Raw genomic sequence first — 20,241 nt, 5'->3', positions numbered from 1 at the left:
TGCATCACTTTCGCCGCCGCCCGGCACTGGCCCCGCCTTCGGGTCCGGAATACGCCCGCCGGAAGCTCCCCGGCCGCGTCCGGACACGGTGGCTCAGTAGAAGCTCTGCGGGTCGATATCGATCGCCAACCGCACCCCGTTCGGCAGTTTCACCGGCCCCACCCAGTCGGACAAGGCCGCCTGCAGCGGTGCGCCCTTGGCCGCCTTGACCAGCAGCCGCACCCGATGCCGGCCCCGGATCCGCGCAATCGGTGCCGCGGCGGGACCAAAGACCTGCGCCCCGATCCGATGCAGCGGTGCCGCATTGCGCGCCAAATGGTGGCCGAGGTCGAAAGCCTGCCCCACCTCGGGCGCCGAGATCACGATCCCCGCCATCCGCCCATAGGGCGGCACCCCGGCCTGGCGGCGCTCCTCGGCCTCGGCACGCCAGAAGCTTTCTTCGTCGCCGCCCAGGATCGCCCGGATCACCGGATGCTCGGGCTGCCAGGTCTGCAACAGCGCCAGGCCCGGCTTGTCGTGGCGCCCGGCCCGGCCCGCCACCTGCCGCATCAGCTGGAAGGTCCGCTCTGCCGCCCGCAGATCGCTGCCCTGCAGCCCGAGATCGGCGTCGATCACCCCGACCAGGGTCAGCAACGGAAAGTTGTGCCCCTTGGCGACCAGCTGGGTGCCGATGATGATATCGGCCCCGCCCTCGGCAATCGCCAGGATCTGCTCCTTCAGCGCCCGCGCCGAACCGAAGAGATCCGAGGACAGCACCGCCACCCGGGCCTCGGGGAAGCGGGCATGGACCTCCTCCGCCAGCCGCTCGACCCCGGGCCCGAGCGCCGCCAGCTTGCCCTCGACCTTGCACGACGGGCATTCCGTCGGGATCGGGATCGTCTCGCCGCATTGGTGGCACATCAGCCGTTTCAGGAACCGGTGCTCGACCATCCGCGCGTCGCAATGCTGACAGGCGATCTGCTGACCGCAGGCCCGGCACAGCGTCACCGGCGCATAGCCGCGCCGGTTCAGGAACAGCAGCGCCTGCTCTCCCGCCGCCACCCGCGCCGCCACCTCGGCCACCATCCGTTCCGAGATCCAGCGGTTGCTCGGCAGGTTCTCTTCCCGCATGTCGATCGCCCGCATCTCGGGCAGCACCGAGTCCCCGAAGCGCGACGTCAGGATCACCCGGCGATATTTCCCGGCTTCGGCATTGGCCCAGCTTTCCAGGCTCGGCGTCGCCGAGGCCAGCACCACCTGCGCCGAGCAGAGCGAGGCCCGCAGCACCGCCATGTCGCGCGCCGAGTAGAGCACCCCGTCTTCCTGCTTGTAGGAGGAGTCATGCTCCTCATCGACGACGATCAGCCCCAGATCGCGGAACGGCAGGAACAGCGCCGAGCGCGCCCCGACCACCAGTTCGGCGCCACCCTCGCCCACCATGCGCCAGACCCGCCGGCGCTCGGTCAGGGTGATGCCGGAGTGCCATTCGGCCGGCCGGGCGCCGAACCGCGCCTCGACCCGGTCCAGGAACTCGGCGGTCAGCGCGATCTCGGGCAGCAGCACCAGCGCCTGGCGTCGCTGCCGCAGGGTAGCGGCGACCGCCTCGAGATAGACCTCGGTCTTGCCCGAACCGGTGACACCCTGCAGCAGGGTGGTGCCATAGACGCCTTTCCCGATGCCCCCGGCCAGCACCGCGACCGCCGCCGCCTGTTCCTCGTTCAGCGGCTTGCCGCCCAGGTCGGGGTCGAGCCGGGGATAGGGCAGGTCGCGCGGCGAGGCCTCTTCCAGCACCGCGCCGGAGGCCACGAGCCCCTTGACGACTCCCGACGACACACCGGCCTGCGCCGCCAGTTCGCCAAGCGTAAAGGACAGGCCGGCATAGTCCGACAACACCTCCAGCACCCGCTTTCGGGCATCGGTCAGGCGCGGCGGGGCGGCGTTGCCAAGCCGGTAGACCGTACGCATCGCCGGCGGATCGCCAAGGCCCGGAGAGCGGGTTGCCAGGCGCAGCATCGCGGACATCGGGGTCAGGGTGTAATCGGCGACGCGGCCGAGGAACTCGCGCATCGCCGGGGTCATGGGGGCGGCGTCGAGGACGCGGATCACGGGGCGCACGCGGTTGTGGTCGAAATCACCTTTGCCCGGGCCCCAGACGACACCGAGCACCTTGCGCGGACCCAGCGGCACTTCGACAAATGCACCGTCGAAGCAACCGCCCTGCGGCGCCTTGTAGTCGAGCAGACGGTCCAGCGGTTCGGTCGTCAGCACCGCGACCAGCTCTCCCGCGGCATGGAACCCGGCGCTCATTTCCGCATGCACGACCCTTTCAGGCCGTGCCCCCATGCGCTAGAGGAAGGGCCAACGCAAACCCCAAGGAGCGGTCCAATGAAATTCTTTGTCGATACCGCGGATGTCGATGCAATCCGCGAGCTGCATGACCTGGGCATGGTCGATGGCGTCACCACCAACCCGTCGCTGATCCTGAAGTCGGGCCGGGATATCCTGGAGGTGACCAAGGAAATCTGCTCCATCGTCGAGGGCCCTGTCTCGGCCGAGGTGGTGGCGGTGGACGCCGATGCGATGATCGCCGAGGGGCGCAAGCTGGCCGGGATCGCCGAGAACATCGCGGTGAAGGTGCCCCTGACCTGGGCGGGACTCAAGGCCTGCAAGGTTCTGACCGACGAAGGCCGGATGGTCAACGTCACGCTCTGCTTCTCGGCCAACCAGGCGCTGCTGGCGGCGAAGGCGGGGGCGACCTTCATCTCGCCCTTCATCGGGCGGCTGGACGACATGAACATCGACGGGCTGGAGCTGATCTCGGACATCCGGATCATCTATGACAACTACGGCTTCGAGACCCAGATCCTGGCCGCCTCGATCCGCTCGGCCAACCACATGTCCGAGGCGGCGAAGATCGGCGCCGACGTGGCCACCGCGCCGCCGAACGTGATCAAGGCGATGGCCGGCCACCCGCTGACCGACAAGGGGCTGGCGCAGTTCCTGAAGGACTGGGAAAAGACCGGCCAGAAGATCCTCTGAGGCCGGATTTCCGCCCCGATTCCGGGCGTCCCCATGGGGACGGGGGGTCAAGTGATTGATTTTGCAGGCGTTCCTCTGGGGACGCCTGTTTTGGTTAATGGGGGGTTAAGGGGTTGATGTTAAGACCGCTCCAAGAGACTCCATTTGCAGGTGCCTTTTGGGTTGTTGGGGGGGGGGCAGACATTAGGCCAGATTTGTGCCAACGTCCGTGACTTCTACCAGCCACAATTGACGACTCAAGTTCTCGCTATCCAACCCAATTTCGAACACCGTGAATAGGGATTTTCGACTTAACCCCATTCAGCCCTACTTGATGAGCCTGACGCCCTTCTTTCGCAGCAATTCGTATGGTGTAATATGTTTCACGCCATGGGCCCTACACGCATCCGGAACCTTGACTCGATTTTGTCGCCTCGGCTCAGATATCTCTAGAGTAACTACCGTACCGTCACAATTCATCGCCCTTGCTACCAGCATTGAATCGGCCTTGCTAAGAAATTCAGCTTGAGCTTCCGGGGTATACTTCCCACCGACAGCCCATGCTGCAATTTCTTTCATCTTCTTCGCATCCGAAGTTGTTTCACTTTGAAAGACCGCGCTAGCGTGAATATCAATCCAATTCCGAATCTGGTCATCCTTTCGTCTCAACTCGCGTTTCACCATATCGATGCTAGAAACCTCACCGGCAGTTGCGGCCTCCAGTATCCAATCCCAGTATCCGCCACAAATATCAAAAGCATAGTACGTATTTGCGGGCGTCAAGAATGCATTGGTATCAAACAAATACATCAAAACGAGTAACCCAATACTTGCGCTTCACGCTTCAAGGTGCCGGTGTTTTTTATGCTCAATAGGTTCAAGGCATCACCGACTAAGGTTCTGCCCTCAATGGTAGAACAAATGACTGCCTCAGCAAAGCGCCTATCGACACGCGCATTGATTGTATTATAAAAATTTCCCCCAGATCCGCCGGAACTTCTCTCATGATTTAGTACCCGCTCAAGCTCTTCCTGGTATGCGAAATCAAAGGTCGCTCGATCTATAGCACCTGCTTCATGAATGCGCCTCAAAGCAACGAGAGTGCTAACTCTGAATTTTCGAGCAACTTCGTACATCGAAACTTCGTAGTTTTCCAAATTTTGCGTTCTTGCAAGTTGCTCCATAGGGACAAGGATTTCAGCCGCGACTTTGTTACACCATGCCTCAACACGGTTGTCATGCGAAAGTGAATTGACTTTAATTCGACTTACGCCACTCTCACCCAACCAAATATGTGCGACCTCATGCGCTAGCGAAAAAATCTGAGCCGCCTTAGTGTCAGCTCCATTAATGAAAACTAGTGGCGCAATCGGATCTGCAATAGCAAAACCTCGAAATTCGCGCGGGTCAAGGGGCCTCCTTGTGTTGTTGCCGACCACCCCATTCACCATAACGAGAATGCGAACCTCTTGGGTTGCTCGTATAAAACCTCTGAGAAACTCAGTCCAGTTGGGCGCGACAGACCGCTGACCAACTTCGAGACCAATAGTAGCCCTGACTTGCGCTGCAACCGCTCCAGGATCATTGGTTAAACTGGCGGAGCCGACGAATTTCAGTGGACCCAGTCCCGAATTTCGGGCGTAATCTCGATACCAGCTTTGTCGGCGCTTGCACTCCCTGATTGTATCCAACAGGTCGGGGGTTGGCCGTTCAAATGGCGAATCGGGCATCTTCCTGAAGTCAGGAAGGGTCAGACGTTCTTCAGGCGGCGCCTTCAGAAAAAACATGCCCATAGGAACATGTAGAAAACTTGCCAAAGAGTCCAGTTGACTGAATGTTGGGCCGCCATGTCCAGCCTCCCACTCCGGGTAGCCTTTGAACTTCTTGGCCAACCTACTCACAGTCAGGTCGGAGCGCTCACGCGCCCACCGAAGCACGTCCGGGGCAATCTCGACCCGTGCCATCCATGACCTCCCTTTAGCTCCTTCTCAAAAGAGTGCGCACAAAGTTAAGACAGAGTAAATTATGCGACAGTTCACATTTGATGACTGTGTCTGCCATATCCCACGTGTTGCTTGCATGTGACTTGCACCAAATGTCCGATGTAACTTGTCCGACCTACAGCCCCCTACCCCCTCCGCGCCACCACGAACATCGGCTTGCCCGGGCCGGGGCGCCAGTGGTCCTCGATCTCGAATCCGGCGGCGGTGATCTCGGCCAGCAGGGTCTCGCCGGCCAGGCTGGCGACCGGGATCAGCCCCAGGCCGCGCAGCACCGGGGCGAGAAGCCGGGGCAGGCGGCCCATGTCGGAAATGCAGACCGTGCTCGACAGGAAGCGCCCGCCGGGTTTCAGCAGCGCATGCACCCGGGCCAGCACCGCCCGCCGCTCGGCCAGCAGGTGCAGGATGCTCATCCCCAGCACCATGTCGTAGCTGGCGTCGGGGGCCGGCCAGTCCTCGATCGTCGCGACCTCGAAGCGGAGATTGCCGGCCCCGGCGGCCGCGGCCTTTTCGCGGGCGATGGCGATCATCCCCTCGGCAAAGTCGATGGCGTCGATGCGGGCGACATGCGGGGCGTGGTGCAGCGCCGTGGTGCCGGTGCCGCAGCCGAATTCCAGCAGCGTCATGTCGGGGGCCAGCAGGGCGCGGGTCTGGTCGAGCTTGCGCTGATAGGCGGCGGCATCGGGCACCGGCTGGCGGGCGTAGCGGCGGGCGATCCAGTTCCAGATGCGGGGCGATGTGGCCAAGGGAGCCTCCGTTCGGCCGGGCTGTTGCGGCCGGGATCAGCATAGCGGCTGCCGGCCCCGGCGCCAGCCCCGGCCCTGTGTCCCCTGCGCAACCTTGCCCCGGGGCCTCTGCGGCGGGGGGCAAAAGCTCTGGACCTCGACCGCGCCGGACGGGCAAAACGGGGCAAGACGATCCGACCGGGCGGCCAACGCCCGGCACCGAGAGAGGCAGCGAGCACGAGAATGACCCAGACCGCCCTTCTGGGCGATGATTTCCGCGAGAAGATCATTGCCGACCCCGACGTCATCCTGTCCGACCTGGACGTGATGCGCGCCCTGATCGCCGCCAACGAGCGCGCCATGGGCGGCAATGTCGTCGATCTGCGCGGCATCGCGATGGAACGGCTGGAGCAGCGGCTCGACCGGCTGGAGGACACCCACCGCTCGGTCATCGCGGCGGCCTACGAGAACCTAGCCGGCACCAATGCGGTGCATCGCGCGGTGCTGCGGCTGCTGGAGTCGCCGGATTTCGAGACCTTCCTGACCGACCTGGGCGGCGACATCGCGGCGACGCTGCAGGTGGATTGCATCAAGCTGGTGCTGGAAACCTTCCAGGAGGGCGACGATCCGGCGGTGACGCGGATGGGCGATGTGCTGGTGACCGCCGAGCCGGGCTTCATCCACACCTATCTGACCTATGGCCGCGAGGTGCCGGTGCGCAACGTGACGCTGCGCCAGGTCTCGCCCGAGACCGAGGTGATCTTCGGTTCGGCGACCGGATGGATCCGCTCGGAAGCCTGCCTGCGGCTGGACCTGGGCCGGGGCCGGCTGCCGGGGATGCTGGTGCTGGGGGCCGAGGACCCGCATCAGTTCCGCGCCTCGCACGGGACTGACCTGCTGGCCTTCTTCGGCGATGTCTTCGAGCGCATGATGCGGAAATGGCTGGACTGAGCCCCGCCGCCGGGTCGGCGCAGGCGGCGCTGACCATCTCGCCGGCCCTGCGCACGGCGCTGGATCGCTGGCTGGAGCAGCTCTCGGCCATGGGCGGGCGGGCGCCGAGGACCATCGAGGCCTATCGCCGCGACGTGCTGGGCTATCTGGCCTTCCTGACCGGACATTTCGGCGCGCCCTCGGGGCTGGGGCCGGTGCTGAAGGTGGGCACCGCCGACCTGCGGGCCTGGATGGCGCATGAGCGGGCCCGGGGCGTATCGGCCCGGTCGCTGGCGCGGGCGCTGTCGGCGGTGAAGGGCTTCACCGGCTGGCTGGCCGAGCGCGAGGGGGTCGAGGCGACCGCCGTGCTGCAGGCGCGCAGTCCGAAGTTTTCCAAGCCCCTGCCCCGGCCGCTGGATGTCGCGGCGGCGCGGGCGATGCTGGACCGGGTCGAGATGCAGCCCGCCGAGCCCTGGGTGGCGGCCCGCGACCTGGCGGTGGTGACGCTGCTCTGGGGCTGCGGCCTGCGGATTTCCGAGGCCCTGGGCCTGACCGGCGCCGCGCATCCCTTGCCCGAGGTGCTGCGGATCACCGGCAAAGGCGGCAAGGAGCGGCTAGTGCCGGTGATCCCGGCGGCGCGGCAGGCGGTGGCCGACTATGTCCGGCTCTGCCCGCATGACCTGACGCCCGAGGCGCCGCTGTTCCGCGGCGTGCGCGGCGGGGCGCTGTCGCCGCGGCTGATCCAGAAGGCGATGGAGGTCTCGCGCCTGCAACTGGGCCTGCCCGCCACCGCGACGCCGCATGCGATGCGGCACAGCTTCGCCACCCATCTGCTGGCGGCGGGTGGCGACCTGCGGGCGATCCAGGACCTGCTGGGCCATGCCTCGCTGTCCACGACCCAGGCCTATACCGCCGTCGATACCGCCCGGCTGATGGAGGTCTACGACGCCGCGCATCCCCGCGCCTGAGTCGCGCGGGCCGGAAAGCCCGGTCCGCCCTCCCCGCCTGTGCCCGCAATCCCGCACCCCGGCAGAGACCGGCCCGCCCCCGGTTGCACCAGGAGGCGATTTTGGCCACAACTCGCCAATGCCGTTGCGCTACAAAGCCCTTCTCGTCCATCTGCTCACCGCTTCGGGAGCGGTCTTTGCCATGCTCGCCCTGCTGGCGGCGGTGGACCGCGAGTGGAGCCTGATGTTCCTCTGGCTGGTGGTGGCGCTGGTGGTTGACGGGATCGACGGCCCGCTGGCCCGGCGCTACGACGTCAAGAAGAACTGGCCGACCTATGACGGCGTGCTTCTGGACATGATCATCGACTATCTGACCTATGTCTTCATCCCGGCCTATGCGCTGTTCAAGTCCGGCCTGCTGCCGGGCTGGCCCGGCTGGATCGCCATCATCGTCATCACCTATGCCTCGGTGGTCTATTTCTGCGATACCCGCATGAAGACAAAGGACTTTTCCTTTGCCGGCTTCCCCGCCTGCTGGAACATGGTGGTGCTGGTGCTGTTTGCCCTGAAGCCGCCGCATCCGGTGACGCTGGCGATCATCGTGGTCCTGGCGGCGACGATGTTCGTCAACTTCAAGTTCGTCCATCCGGTCCGGACCGAGCGCTGGCGGATCGTCACCCTGCCGATGGCGCTGGCCTGGGTGATCTTCGCCACCTGGTCGGCCTGGGGCAATTTCCCGCCGCAGAGCTGGGCGCATCTGGGGATGCTGGTGACCTCGCTCTATCTGGTTTCGGCCGGGATATTGCAGCAATTGATCTACCGGGAAGAGCTGTAGGGCCGCCACCGGTCGGTATGGGCACCGCCGCCGCCGGCAACCGCCCCGGCTGCGGACCGCACCCTTTACCCTCGCCGCCGCCGCCGTTATATCGCCGCCATGTCCGGCATATCTCATCCTGCGCGAATTAGCCCCCCGGCGGCCTGACCCCCGCCGGATCAAGGCGTCTGGACCCCGCGCCGCCCCTCCCCTAAGACCACGCTGACCTTTCTGCCAAAGGACGCCAGACATGTGCGCCGAAACGCCCGACTACAAATCCACCCTGAACCTGCCGAAAACCGATTTCCCGATGCGTGCCGGCCTTCCGGCCCGCGAACCGGGCTGGCTGGAGCGGTGGGAACGGATCGGCATCTATGACCGGCTGCGGGAAAAGACCGGCCGGCCGTCCTTTGTCCTGCATGACGGACCTCCCTATGCCAACGGGCATCTCCATATCGGCCATGCACTGAACAAGACGATCAAGGACATGATCGTGCGCTCGCGGCAGATGATGGGCTACGACAGCCGCTATGTCCCGGGCTGGGACTGCCACGGGCTGCCGATCGAGTGGAAGATCGAAGAGCAGTACCGCGCCAAGGGGCTGGACAAGGATGCGGTGCCGGTGGTCGATTTCCGCCAGGAGTGCCGGAAATTCGCCGAGGGCTGGGTCGATATCCAGCGCGAGGAGTTCAAGCGCCTGGGCGTCACCGGCAACTGGGCCGATCCCTATCTGACGATGGATTTCCACGCCGAGGCGGTGATCGCCGAGGAGTTCCAGAAATTCCTGATGAACGGGACGCTCTACCAAGGCTCGAAGCCGGTGATGTGGTCGCCGGTCGAGCAGACCGCGCTGGCCGAGGCCGAGGTCGAGTATCACGACAAGGAAAGCCCGACCGTCTGGGTGAAGTTCAAGGTCGCTCCGGCGCAGGGCGGCAATGACCTGACCGATGCCTATGTCGTCATCTGGACCACCACGCCCTGGACGATCCCGTCCAACAAGGCGGTCGTGTTCGGGGCCGACTATGGCTATGGCCTCTACGAGGTCACCGCGACGCCGGAGGAATGCTGGGCGCAGGTCGGCGAGCGATACATCCTTGCCAACAAGCTGGCCGAACAGACTTTCGCGAAGGCCCGGCTGGGCGAGGATCAGTGGCGCAAGGTCCGGGACGTGCCGACCTCGGAATTCGGCGGGCTGTCCCTGATCCATCCGCTGGCCGGGGTCGAAGGCGCCAACGGCGAATGGGACGACCCGCGCGATTTCCGTGCCGCCGATTTCGTCACCGATGACGAGGGCACCGGCTTTGTCCATTGCGCGCCGAGCCACGGGCTGGAGGAATACGAGCTCTACCGCGATCTCGGGATGCTGGCCGAGGTCATCACCTACAACGTGATGCCCGACGGCTCGTTCCGCGACGACATGCCGTTCTTCGGCGGCAAGCGCATCCTGCGCGAGGCCGCGAAGAAGGGCGACTGGGAAGGCGATGCCAATGCCGCCGTGATCGCCAAGCTGGCCGAGGTCGGCGGGCTGCTGGCGCGCGGCAAGATCAAGCACAGCTACCCGCACAGCTGGCGCTCGAAAGCGCCGGTGATCTATCGCAACACGCCGCAATGGTTCGCCGCGATCGACAGGCCGGTCGGCGACGGCCAGGACACCTACGGCAAGACCATCCGCGAGCGGGCGCTGACCAGCATCGACGAGCTGGTGAGCTGGACCCCGAAGACCGGTCGCAACCGGCTGCACTCGATGATCGAGGCGCGGCCCGACTGGGTGCTGAGCCGGCAGCGCGCCTGGGGCGTGCCGCTGACCTGTTTCGTCAAGAAGGGGGCCCGGCCGGAAGACCCCGACTTCCTGCTGCGCGATGCCGAGGTCAACAGGCGGATCGTCGAGGCCTTCGAGGCCGAAGGCGCCGATGTCTGGTATGTGCAAGGATTCAAGGAAAAGGTCCTGGAAGGCCGCGCCGACGCGTCGGATTATGAACAGGTCTTCGACATTCTCGATGTCTGGTTCGATTCCGGATCGACGCATGCCTTCGTGCTGCGCGACCGCGCCGACGGCACCGAGGACGGGATCGCGGATGTCTACATGGAAGGCACCGACCAGCATCGCGGCTGGTTCCACAGCTCGATGCTGCAGGCCTGCGGCACCCTGGGCCGGGCGCCCTACCGGGCGGTGGTGACGCACGGCTTCACGCTGGACGAGAAGGGCATGAAGATGTCCAAGTCGATCGGCAACACCATCGTGCCGCAGAAGGTGATCGAGCAATATGGTGCCGACATCCTGCGGCTCTGGGTGGCGCAGTCGGATTACACCGCCGACCAGCGGATCGGGCCGGAAATCCTGAAGGGCACCGCGGACGGCTACCGGCGGCTGCGCAACACGATGCGCTTCCTGCTGGGGGCGCTGTCGAGCTTCACCGAAGCCGACCGGGTGGCGCCCGAGGAGATGCCGGAACTGGAACGCTGGGTGCTGCACCGGCTGGCGGAACTGGACCGCGTGGTGCGCGACGGCTATGCCCGCTACGATTTCCAGGGCGTGTTCCGCAGCCTGTTCGATTTCGCCACCTCCGATCTCTCGGCCTTCTATTTCGACATCCGCAAGGATGCGCTCTACTGCGACGGCGATACCGCGCGGCGGCGCGCGGCGCGGACCGTGCTGGACCTGCTGTTCCACCGGCTGACGACCTGGCTGGCGCCGATCCTGGTCTTCACCATGGAAGAGGTCTGGCTGGAGCGCTTCCCGGGCGAGGATGCCTCGGTCCATCTGCAGGACTTCCCCGAAACGCCCGCGGACTGGGCCGATGCCGGGCTGGCGGCGAAATGGGAGCAGGTGCGGCGGGCGCGGCGCACGGTGACGGCGGCGCTGGAAGTGCAGCGCAGCGCCAAGGAGATCGGCGCCAGCCTGGAAGCGGCGCCGGTGGTGCATGTCGAGGACCCCGAGGTGCTGGCGGCGCTGAAGAGCGTGGCCTTCGACGACATCTGCATCACCTCGGGCCTGCGGCTGAGTGCCGATCCCTCGCCGGCGGAAGCCTTCCGGCTGCCGGATGTGACCGGGGTCGGCGTCATCTTCGAGCGCGCCGAGGGCGAGAAATGCCAGCGTTGCTGGAAGATCCTGCCGGATGTGGGCAGCCACAGACATGCCGGGGTCTGCGGGCGCTGCGACGAGGCGCTGAGCCAGGGCTAGACGGCCCAAGGGGGGGCTCTGCCCCCCCGATCCCCCCCCGGGATATTTCCAAGGTAAAGCCGCTGCGGGCGCTTGCGCGGCGCTGGCGCCCGGCGCAGTCTGGCGGCATGGCTGCTCTGTCCACCCAGACCCCTTTCGGGCCGATCACCCTGATCGAGGAAGACGGCGCTCTGGTCGAGACCTTCTGGCGCGACGGAGCCCGTGACGAGACCCCGCTGCTGGTCGAGGCGGCGCGGCAGTTGCAGGCCTATTTCGCGCATCGGCTGACCAGCTTCGACCTGCCGCTGTCGCCCAGGGCCAGCCCGGCGCAGCGGCGGTTCTGCACCGAACTGTGCGGCATCCCCTTCGGCGAGACCCGGACCTACGGCGAGATGGCCCGGAAGCTCGGCCTTTCGGCACAGGCGGCGGGCAAGCTCTGCGGCGGCAATCCGATCCCGATCATCGTGCCCTGTCACCGGGTGACGGGAACCGGCAACCTGGGCGGGTTCTCGGCCCCCGGCGGGATCGAGACCAAGGTGGCGCTTCTGAAACACGAGGGGGCGGCCTCGCTGCTGATCTGAGGCGGGCGGGGTCAGGCGGCATGACGGCGCGAATCGACATCGGGATAGCGGGGGCCGGGGTGGCCGGGCTGGCGGCGGCGGCCTTGCTGGCGCGGGCCGGGCATCGGGTGACGGTGGCCGACCGGTTCGAGACGCCCATGCCGGTGGGCTCGGGGCTGGTGATCCAGCCCGTCGGGCTGGCGGTGCTGGACCGGATGGGGGCCGGCGATGCGGCGCGGGCCCTGGGCAATCCGATCCACCGAATGCGGGGCCATGAGGCCGACAGCGGCCGGCAGGTGCTGGATGTGCATTACCGGCTGAAGGGCCGCGATTTCTTCGGGCTGGCGATCCACCGGGCGGCGCTGTTCGACTGTCTCTGGCAGGCGGCGCGGACCGCGGGGGTCGCGCTCCGGCCCGGGGCCGAGGTCCGGGCCGCGCCACCGGGCGGGACAGGCCGGTGGCTGGAGACCGTGGCCGGGAGGCTCGGGCCCTTCGACCTGGTGCTCGATTGCAGCGGGGCGCGCTCGACCCTGTCGCCGCTGGTCGCGCGGCCCCTGCCCTATGGCGCGATCTGGGGAACGGTGCCCTGGCCCGGGCCGGGCGGCACCGATCTGTCGCCGACCGAGCTGACGCAATGCTACCGGAAGGCCAGCCGGATGGCGGGAGTGCTGCCGCTGGGCCGGTTGCCGGGCGATCCGACCCCGCTTGCGGCGATCTTCTGGTCGATGCCGCGGCCGGCGCTGGCGGGGTGGGCGGCCTGCGATCCGGTCGCCTGGAAGGCCGAGGCCGGGGCGCTCTGGCCCGGCTACGCGCCGTTTCTGGAGACGATCACCGAGGCCGGGCAGATGCTGCCCGCCAGCTATGGCCATGGCACGCTGCGCCGCCCGGTCGGGGATCGGATCGCCTATCTGGGCGACGCGGCGCACCGGGCCTCGCCGCAGCTGGGCCAGGGGGCGAACATGGCGCTGCTGGATGCGCTGGCGCTGGTGCTGGCGCTGGAGGCGGCCGAAGGGGCCGAGGCGCTGGCGCTCTATGCCCGGATGCGGCGCTGGCATGTGCGGCTGTACCAGACCTTCTCGGTGCTGTTCACGCCGCAGTACCAGTCGGACAGTCTTCTGTTGCCGGTGTTGCGGGATCGCGGGCTGATGCCGCTGTCGCGGCTCTGGCCCCTGCCCCGGGTGCTGAACCGGCTGGTCTGCGGCGATCTGATCCCGCCGCTGGCCGGGGTGGCGTTTCCCTGAAGGCGGGCGCGGCGCCCGACCCGCCCCCCCGGGGCGCCGGCCTTCGCGCCCTTCAGGACCCGGCGTCTTCGCCCGCGTCGGGCGGCGCCTCGCGTGCGGCGGCCCAGCGGTTGAGGAAGGCGACCCCGGCCAGGGCCAGGCCGAGCAGCAGGAAGGAGACCACCCGCATCAGCCCCGACAGCCCGGCGGCATCCAGAAGGAAGACCTTGGCCACGGTCAGCGCGATCAGGCCCATCGCCACCCAGCGGCGTTGCGGCGAGCCGGTCTGCAGGGCGCGGAACAGGAGCACGGCGGCCCCCAGCATCATCGCCACCGTGTAGGCATAGAGCTCTCCCTGGGTGACGCCGGGATGCGACAGCACCGGTCCCTGGAACCAGCGCCGGATCTCCAGCGCCGCATAGAAGACCGCCAGCGCGCCGCCGAGCCCCGCCATCAACCAGCGCAGCCAGCGCCAGGGCGCCAGCCGCAGCCCGGCCAGCAGCACCGCGCCGGGCAGCAGGTAGCTCAGCATCAGCGTGTCGAGGACCACCGGCCCCTGCACCCGGCCCTCGGAAAGCGGGCTGGTCAGGAACACCGCCACCGCCATCGGCGCGGCCCAGAGCAGCCCGGCCACCGCCGCCAGCCCGAGACGCAGCCAGCGCAGCCAGCCGCCCAGGCTCTGCCGCCAGAGCTGCACCAGCGCCACGATCAGCCAGGGCAGCGCGTTCAGCGAGATGGCCCAGTGGTCCTGCACGGCGGGTCGCCCCTCCAGCCAGCGCACCAGCAGCACGTTGACGAACAGCGCCGCCGCCGAGACAAAGCCGCTTTCCAGCAGCAGCTTCGGCGCCGGACGCTCTTCGGGCAGCAGGACCCAGGCGCCGGCCAGACCGGCCAGCGCCCCGAGGAAGGCCAGCGAGACCTCCCAGAGCGGGGCGTCCACGGCCCAGCCGAGCCCCGGATCGACCAGCAGGCGCCAGCCGAGGACCAGCACGCCGACCTGGATGAACCAGCCCATTTCGGGCAGCCGGAAACGGCGGTCGAGCAGCGCCGCGCTGACCAGGAGCACCGCCAGCGCCACGGTCAGCGCCGCCTTGGTCACCACGATGAACAGCGCCAGCGCGATCAGCGACAGGCAGGAGAGCACCGCATAGGCGGCGCGGCGGCGGTCGCCGGCATCGGCGCGCGCGAAACGCTCGGCCAGCACCGCCATCAGCGCCGCGACCGCCATGACCTGAAGCGCCCAGGGATAGGCGCCGGTCACCGCGCGCGGGTTCCACAGAAGCTCCAGCCCGGCCGCCGCCATCGGTGCGGTCAGCGCGGCGCCGGCGGCCCAGAACGCCCGCCGCCCTGGCTCTGTTCCGCTGCGCCAGGCCAGGGCCAGCGACAGCGCCACGGCGAGGCCCAGCAGCAGGATCATGGTCCAGGGCGCGGCGCTTTCGGGCAGCCGCAGCGCGATCGCCTGATCGGCGAAGTCCCGCGCCAAGGGCAGCCGCGCGCCCCCTTCGAGCGCCAGCCGCAGCAGGAAGGCCGCCACCGGCAGCGCCGCCAGATCGGCCAGCCCCGGGGCGCGGCTGGCCCAGAGGATCAGCGCCAGTCCCAGGCCGGTCAGGCAGAACAGCGCCATCTGGCTGTCGGCCACCGAGCCCGCGGGCAACAGCAGCAGCCCGGCGCTGGAGGCCAGCACCGCGCCCCCCGCCAGCCGCACCGGAAAGCCCGGCCAGGCGCCCTTGCCGCCGCGCAGCAGGGTCTCGGTGATGGTCGGCCCCTGTTGCTGCGGCGCCAGGTGCATCTCGGGCAGCACAAGGGTCAGCAGCGCCAGGACCGCCAGCGACAGGCCGAAATAGCCCGGGCCGCCGACCCCCGACAGGACGAAGAGCAGCCCGCCATAGCCGAGGACCAGCGCCAGCACCGAAATCCAGGCCCAACGGCGCATCGCATCGACGGCCAGGCCGGTGGCGGCGATGACGAGAAACCAGGGGTAGAGCCAATAGGGCGTGTCGCTGGACCCACCGACGACGAAGGGCGCCACCGAGGCGCCGATCAGGCCGAAGGCGGTCAGGAAGGGCCCGTGGAACCAGCCCAGCAGCACCGCGCCCGCCGCCACCGCCAGCAATCCGGCCAGCCCGGCCTCGGCCCCGATCAGCCCGTAGAGCTGCCGCGCCGCCAGGACAGCGGCGAACATCGAGACCAGCCCGGCGCCCGCGAAGGTCGCGGGCAGGAAGGCGGTGGCGCCGCCCGGCGAATACCGGCGGCGCAGCCATTCGCCCAGCACGATCAGGGCCAGGCCCAGCCCCAGGGCGGCCAGAACCCGGGCCGAGGGCGGCAGCAGGCCCTTCTCGATCCCGTAGAGCACGAAATAGACCCCGGCCAGCGCCAGCGAGACGGCCGAGATCACATAGACCCAGTTGGCCCGGATCCAGTTGCCGAGATCGGTGATGCGGTCGCTGGTGAAGACAATCGCCTTGTCCTGCGCGACAAGCTCGTCGGCACTGGGCACCGGCCCCGTCGGCCCGACGGCCTGCGCCGCGGCCAGCGCCGGTTCGAGCGCCGGCCAGGGCAGCTTGCGGGACGGTGCGGTTTCGTCCTCCGCTCCGGCATCGGCCTGGGCGTCGGCATCGGCGGCGACCTCGCCCGCGGGCCCTGCCCGATCCGGGTCGGCGGGTGCACTGATGTCGGGTTGCGCAGCGACGGCGGAGGTATCGGCCTGCGCGGCCCGGACCGCCTCGACCAGCCGGGCTTCCAGCCGGCCGACCCGACGGCTCAACCCTGCCGCCCAGATGACCAGCCCGATCAGCAGCGCAAGCCCGGCCAGAGCCAGGGCCAACACCAGCCCGAAGATGAAATCCAGCACGGCTGTCCCTTCGTGTTTTGCGCGAAGGTATCGTGAGCTGTGGCCCCGGCATAGTCGGGAAAGCCGCACCCGGCCGGCGCTGTGTCGTCAGGGCATCTGGGCCGGGCGGCGGCCCCGGCCCTAGCTGCGCCCGAACAGGCCCGTCAGCGCCCGCTGGGTCATGCCGCTGGTGGTGGGCTTGCGGGCCATGCGGAACGGCATCGGGCGGCAGACCTCGATCGCGGCGATGCCGACCCGGGCGGTCAGGGCGGCGTTGACCACGCCTTCGCCGAACCGCCGCGAGAGCTTCGAGACCAGCCCGCCGCCGGCCACCGACTGGATCAGGTCGTCGCCCACCGCCACGGCGCCGGTGGCCACCAGATGCGCGAAGACGGTGCGGACCAGCCGCCAGCTGCCGAAGGTGCCGGCGCGGCCGCCGTAGATCTCGGCGATGCGCCGGATCATCCTGAGGTTCGAGACCAGCGCCGTCACCACATCGGCCAGCGCCAGCGGCACCACCGCCGTCACCACCGCCAACTGCCGCGCCGCCGCTTCGACCTCGGCCCTCGCGGTCTGGTCCAGCGGCGCCAGCAGCTCGGTCTCGACCATGCCGAGCAGGCCGTCGGCATCCAGCACCTCGTCGCCGCGTGTCCTGATCCGGTCGCGGGCCCAGGCCAGATCCTCCCGTCCGGCATAGAGCGCAGAGACCTGTGCCGCCACCGCGCGCGCGGCCCGCAGGTCGCCCGAGCCGACGGCCGCATCGGCGGCGCGATGGACCCGGTCGAGCCGTCCGAGCCGGGCGAAGGCCGCCCATTCGCGCAGCGCCAGCGCCAGGCAGACCAGAACGAAGGCGCCGATCAGCAGCGCGGCGATGCCGCCCAGGACCGGATGAGAGGCGAGCAGGCCGGTGACGAAATTCCAGGCCCAGAGCGAGACCGCGAAGCCGACGATGGCCGAGGCCAGGCGCCAGAACCAGCGCCCCAGGACCGAGGGCCGCCGTCCGGCCAGTGCCGCCAGCCGCTGCATCGCCGCCTGGCCTTCGGGCCCTTCGACCTCCGGCACCGGCGGTGCCGTGGCCGGGGTGACCGGGGCGGCATCGTCCTCCGGGTCGATGTCGATGACGACCGGTCCCTTGCGTTCAGCCATGCCCCGCCTCCTCTGCTTCGGCCCGCCGCCAGTTCAGCCGGACATCCGGCAGCCCCTCGTCATTGCCGCGCCCGTCGCCCAGTTCGACCTCGGCAAAGCCCTGCGCCCGGTAGAAGGCGCGGGCCGGTGTATTGGCCTGGAAGGCCCAGAGCTCCAGCGCCGGGCGCTCGGCCTTAGCGGCATCCAGCAGCCGCCGGCCCAGCCCCTGCCGCCGCGCCTGCGGCGCCAGATAGAGCGCATGGATGAAGCCCTCGCGCCGGGCCAGGAACCCGCAGGGCCGGGGCGAACGGCCGCCGGTCTCGGCCACCGTCACCTGCATTTCGCGGATCAGATGCCGCAGGAACTCGCGTTCCTCGGCATGGCTGTGCAGCCGCGGCATCCAGGGCGTGGCGTCGATCCAGCCCGACAGGATCGCCGCCAGCGGCGTCGCGTCGGCCTCGACCGCCGGGCGCAGGACCGGCGCCGGAGCGGCGCGGAGACGTGGCCGGGTCAGGGCCAGGACCGCGGCGCGGATCACAGCAGGTCCCCGATCAGGAATTCGACGGCCCGGTCGAGCCGGATATGCGGCGGGCCTTCGCCCGGCTTCAGCCCCTGCGTCGCCGGGCGGAACCGCATCGCGCCGAAATCGCCGTCCAGCCATTCGGTTGCGCCCTCGCGGGCCGGCGACATCAGCCGCGAGACGTCCTCGGGCAGATCGCCGGGCCAGAAGGCCGCCTGCTTGCCGTTCTCCAGCGTACCGCGCACGAGGTCGAGCGTCTGGCCCTGGTGCTGGCGGGTTTCCTCGACCGTGGCGCGGATCGACGCCAGCGACATGGCCGAGGTTCCGGCCCCGGCGAAATCGGCCCGGCGCCGCGCCTCGTCAACCAGCGCCTGCATCACCGCCGTCAGCCGCGGATGCATGCTGTGGTGCAGGTGGTCGGCCTTGGTCGCGGCGAAGAGTATCCGCTCGACCCGCCGACCCAGCAGCAATTCGCGGAAGAAGCCGTTCCGGCCCGGGCGGAAGGCGGTGAGAATCCCGGCCATGGTCCGGCGCAGATCCTCGAAGGCCCGCGGGCCGGAATGGATCGCCCCCAGCACGTCGGCCAGCACGATCTGCCGGTCGATCCGCGACAGGTGATCGCGGAAGAAGGGTTTGACGACACGCTGGCGATAGGCCTCGTAGCGCCGCTGCATCTCGCGCCAGAGACAGCCGCGCGGGGTTTCGGCGGGCCTGGACAGGGGCACGAAGGTCAGCACCGGAGAGCCTTCCAGCGCCCCCGGCATCAGGAAACGGCCCGGCGAGCAGTCCGAGAACCCGGCCGAACGGGTCACGGCGAGATGCTCGGTGAAGATGTCGGTCAGGCGGCGGGCGGTGGCCTCGTCATGCGGGGCGGCGGCGTCGATGTCGGCGGCCTCGGCCAGGAACTCGGCCCCGCCCGGGCGGCTGCGCGACCGGTCCAGCGCCTCGGCCGTCCAGGCCTCGTAGCTCTTGTCCATCAGCCCGAGGTCGAGCAGCCATTCGCCGGGATAGTCCACGATGTCGATATGGACGGTGCGCGGCCCCTTCAGCCCGGCGAGCAGGCCCGCCGGCCGGATCCGCAACGACAGGCGCAGTTCCGACAGGGCGGTGGTCGAGGCCGGCCAGCGCGGTTCCGGCGCGGTCACGGCGGCGAGATGGGTTTCGTATTCGAAGCGCGGCAGGGTGTCGTCGGGCTGCGGTTGCAGATAGGCCGAGACGATGCGGCCCTCGGCATTGGCGACAAGCTGCGGCATCCGGCCCCGGTCCAGCAGGTTGGCCACCAGCGAGGTGATGAACACCGTCTTGCCGGCCTGCGAAATCCCGGTGACGCCAAGCCGGATGACCGGCTCGAACAACGCTTCGGACAGCGCCCCGGTGGCGCTTTCGACGCCGCGCGTCATCCGGTCTGCCAAGTCGCCGAGTCCCAAATGCCTGTCCCTGCCCGGTTTTCCTGCTGCTGGCCGCAACATATGCGGCGCGGCGGCGCGGCGAAAGGTCCGACGGGCCGATGACGCTGCGGTTTCGCCCGCCCCCGCCCGGCCCGGCCGGGATCGCGGGGCAGCGATGGACAAGGCCTGATGCCCGTTCTATCCAGCCGCCATGCCCCGTTATGCGCTTCTGATCGACTACCACGGCGGCCCGTTCCGGGGCTGGCAGCGCCAGGACGGGCAGCCCTCGGTCCAGGGCGCGATCGAGGCCGCGCTGCAACGGCTCGACCCCGAGGCCCCGAAGACCACCGGGGCCGGACGCACCGATGCCGGCGTCCATGCCAGCGGCCAGGTGGCGCATGTCGATCTGGCCCGCGACTGGGACCCGTTCCGGCTCTCCGAGGCGCTGAACGCACATCTGCGGCCGCATCCGGTGGCGGTGCTGGCCGCGGCGCAGGTGCCGGACGCGTTCCATGCCCGCTTTTCGGCCATCGAGCGGCGCTATACCTACCGGATCGCCAACCGCCGCGCGCCGCTGACCCATGATGCCGGGCTGGCCTGGCAGGTGCGGGCGCGGCTCGACATCGCGGCGATGCAGCGCGCGGCGCTGGCGCTTGTGGGGCGGCATGACTTCACCACCTTCCGTTCGACCATGTGTCAGGCGGCCTCGCCGGTGAAGACCATGGACGAGCTGCGGATCGAGGCGCGGGAACTGCCGGGCGGGCGCGAGATACTGGTCCATCTCCGGGCCCGCAGCTTCCTGCACAACCAGGTCCGCTCGATCGTCGGCTCGCTGGAGCGGGTCGGCGCCGGGGCCTGGCCCGAGGCCCGGATCGGCGCCGCGCTGGCGGCGTGCGACCGCTCTGCCTGCGGCCCGGTGGCGCCCCCCGACGGGCTGTTCCTGACCCGTGTCGTCTACCCCGCCGATCCCTTCGCGGGGACCGGGCAGCGCTGAGTCCCCGGCTTGCGAGCCGCCGCGTCAGCCG

General features: G+C 68.7%; 16 protein-coding genes. 8 read left to right on the top strand and 8 right to left on the bottom strand.

Translation table 11 applies throughout. The annotated features are described in order from the left end of the window. Positions 1-93: 93 nt before the first annotated feature. Positions 94-2,286, bottom strand: coding sequence for a primosomal protein N' (locus NUW50_RS12525; RefSeq protein ID WP_258289473.1), 2,193 nt, complete (start codon positions 2,284-2,286; stop codon positions 94-96). A 78-nt stretch (positions 2,287-2,364) separates the two neighbouring features. Between NUW50_RS12525 and fsa the strand changes: the two genes are divergently transcribed. Then, positions 2,365-3,018, top strand: coding sequence for a fructose-6-phosphate aldolase (gene fsa, locus NUW50_RS12520; RefSeq protein WP_258289472.1), 654 nt, complete (start codon positions 2,365-2,367; stop codon positions 3,016-3,018). Positions 3,019-3,324: 306 nt separating this feature from the next. On the opposite strand, the gene NUW50_RS12515 is transcribed toward fsa, so the two are convergent. From NUW50_RS12515 to NUW50_RS12505, 3 genes are all read right to left on the bottom strand, one after another. Next, the gene (locus NUW50_RS12515) at positions 3,325-3,807 is read right to left on the bottom strand and encodes a DUF4411 family protein (RefSeq protein ID WP_258289471.1); all 483 of its coding nucleotides are present in this window, start codon (positions 3,805-3,807) and stop codon (positions 3,325-3,327) included. After that, positions 3,807-4,961, bottom strand: a complete 1,155-nt coding sequence (locus NUW50_RS12510; RefSeq protein ID WP_258289470.1) for an ImmA/IrrE family metallo-endopeptidase — start codon at positions 4,959-4,961, stop codon at positions 3,807-3,809. Before NUW50_RS12510 ends, NUW50_RS12515 begins: the two co-directional genes overlap by 1 nt. A gap of 164 nt (positions 4,962-5,125) precedes the next feature. After that, complete coding sequence (locus tag NUW50_RS12505; protein ID WP_258289469.1) at positions 5,126-5,743, bottom strand: class I SAM-dependent methyltransferase; 618 nt, start codon at positions 5,741-5,743, stop codon at positions 5,126-5,128. A 222-nt stretch (positions 5,744-5,965) separates the two neighbouring features. Between NUW50_RS12505 and NUW50_RS12500 the strand changes: the two genes are divergently transcribed. From NUW50_RS12500 to NUW50_RS12475, 6 genes are all read left to right on the top strand, one after another. Continuing rightward, the gene (locus tag NUW50_RS12500; RefSeq protein WP_258289468.1) at positions 5,966-6,673 is read left to right on the top strand and encodes a DUF484 family protein; all 708 of its coding nucleotides are present in this window, start codon (positions 5,966-5,968) and stop codon (positions 6,671-6,673) included. Then, complete coding sequence (locus tag NUW50_RS12495; RefSeq protein ID WP_258289467.1) at positions 6,661-7,620, top strand: tyrosine recombinase XerC; 960 nt, start codon at positions 6,661-6,663, stop codon at positions 7,618-7,620. The genes NUW50_RS12500 and NUW50_RS12495 overlap by 13 nt, the downstream gene beginning before the upstream one ends. Before the next feature lie 118 nt (positions 7,621-7,738). Continuing rightward, the gene (locus tag NUW50_RS12490; RefSeq protein ID WP_258289466.1) at positions 7,739-8,434 is read left to right on the top strand and encodes a CDP-alcohol phosphatidyltransferase family protein; all 696 of its coding nucleotides are present in this window, start codon (positions 7,739-7,741) and stop codon (positions 8,432-8,434) included. A gap of 229 nt (positions 8,435-8,663) precedes the next feature. Continuing rightward, positions 8,664-11,594, top strand: a complete 2,931-nt coding sequence (gene ileS / locus NUW50_RS12485; RefSeq protein ID WP_258289465.1) for an isoleucine--tRNA ligase — start codon at positions 8,664-8,666, stop codon at positions 11,592-11,594. Positions 11,595-11,701: 107 nt separating this feature from the next. Next, complete coding sequence (locus NUW50_RS12480; protein WP_258289464.1) at positions 11,702-12,154, top strand: methylated-DNA--[protein]-cysteine S-methyltransferase; 453 nt, start codon at positions 11,702-11,704, stop codon at positions 12,152-12,154. A gap of 20 nt (positions 12,155-12,174) precedes the next feature. After that, a complete protein-coding gene (locus tag NUW50_RS12475) occupies positions 12,175-13,374 on the top strand; it encodes an FAD-dependent oxidoreductase (RefSeq protein ID WP_258289463.1) in 1,200 nt (399 codons plus the stop codon). A 52-nt stretch (positions 13,375-13,426) separates the two neighbouring features. Here the strand turns inward: NUW50_RS12475 and NUW50_RS12470 are convergent, their stop codons facing one another. From NUW50_RS12470 to NUW50_RS12455, 4 genes are all read right to left on the bottom strand, one after another. Next, positions 13,427-16,204, bottom strand: coding sequence for a DUF2339 domain-containing protein (locus NUW50_RS12470; RefSeq protein ID WP_258289462.1), 2,778 nt, complete (start codon positions 16,202-16,204; stop codon positions 13,427-13,429). Between the two features lie 120 nt (positions 16,205-16,324). Next, positions 16,325-17,329, bottom strand: a complete 1,005-nt coding sequence (locus NUW50_RS12465) for a YcjF family protein (RefSeq protein WP_258289461.1) — start codon at positions 17,327-17,329, stop codon at positions 16,325-16,327. Further along, positions 17,322-17,846: a GNAT family N-acetyltransferase gene (locus tag NUW50_RS12460; RefSeq protein ID WP_258289460.1), complete on the bottom strand. Its 525-nt coding sequence runs from the start codon at positions 17,844-17,846 to the stop codon at positions 17,322-17,324. The genes NUW50_RS12465 and NUW50_RS12460 overlap by 8 nt, the downstream gene beginning before the upstream one ends. After that, on the bottom strand, positions 17,843-19,228 hold the full coding sequence (locus tag NUW50_RS12455; protein ID WP_258289459.1) for a YcjX family protein: 1,386 nt from the start codon (positions 19,226-19,228) through the stop codon (positions 17,843-17,845). Before NUW50_RS12455 ends, NUW50_RS12460 begins: the two co-directional genes overlap by 4 nt. Positions 19,229-19,427: 199 nt before the next feature. On the opposite strand from NUW50_RS12455, the gene truA reads away from it, so the two are divergent. Continuing rightward, positions 19,428-20,210 carry a tRNA pseudouridine(38-40) synthase TruA gene (gene truA, locus NUW50_RS12450; RefSeq protein WP_258289458.1) on the top strand — a complete coding sequence of 261 codons (783 nt, stop codon included), beginning with the start codon at positions 19,428-19,430 and terminating at the stop codon, positions 20,208-20,210. Positions 20,211-20,241: the final 31 nt, after the last annotated feature.

The sequence above is a fragment of the Frigidibacter sp. ROC022 genome (assembly GCF_024723735.1).
In the GTDB taxonomy this organism is placed as follows: Bacteria; Pseudomonadota; Alphaproteobacteria; order Rhodobacterales; family Rhodobacteraceae; genus SLM-1.
Note: the sequence above shows the minus strand (reverse complement) of the source record. Positions and strands in the feature narration are given on the sequence as shown.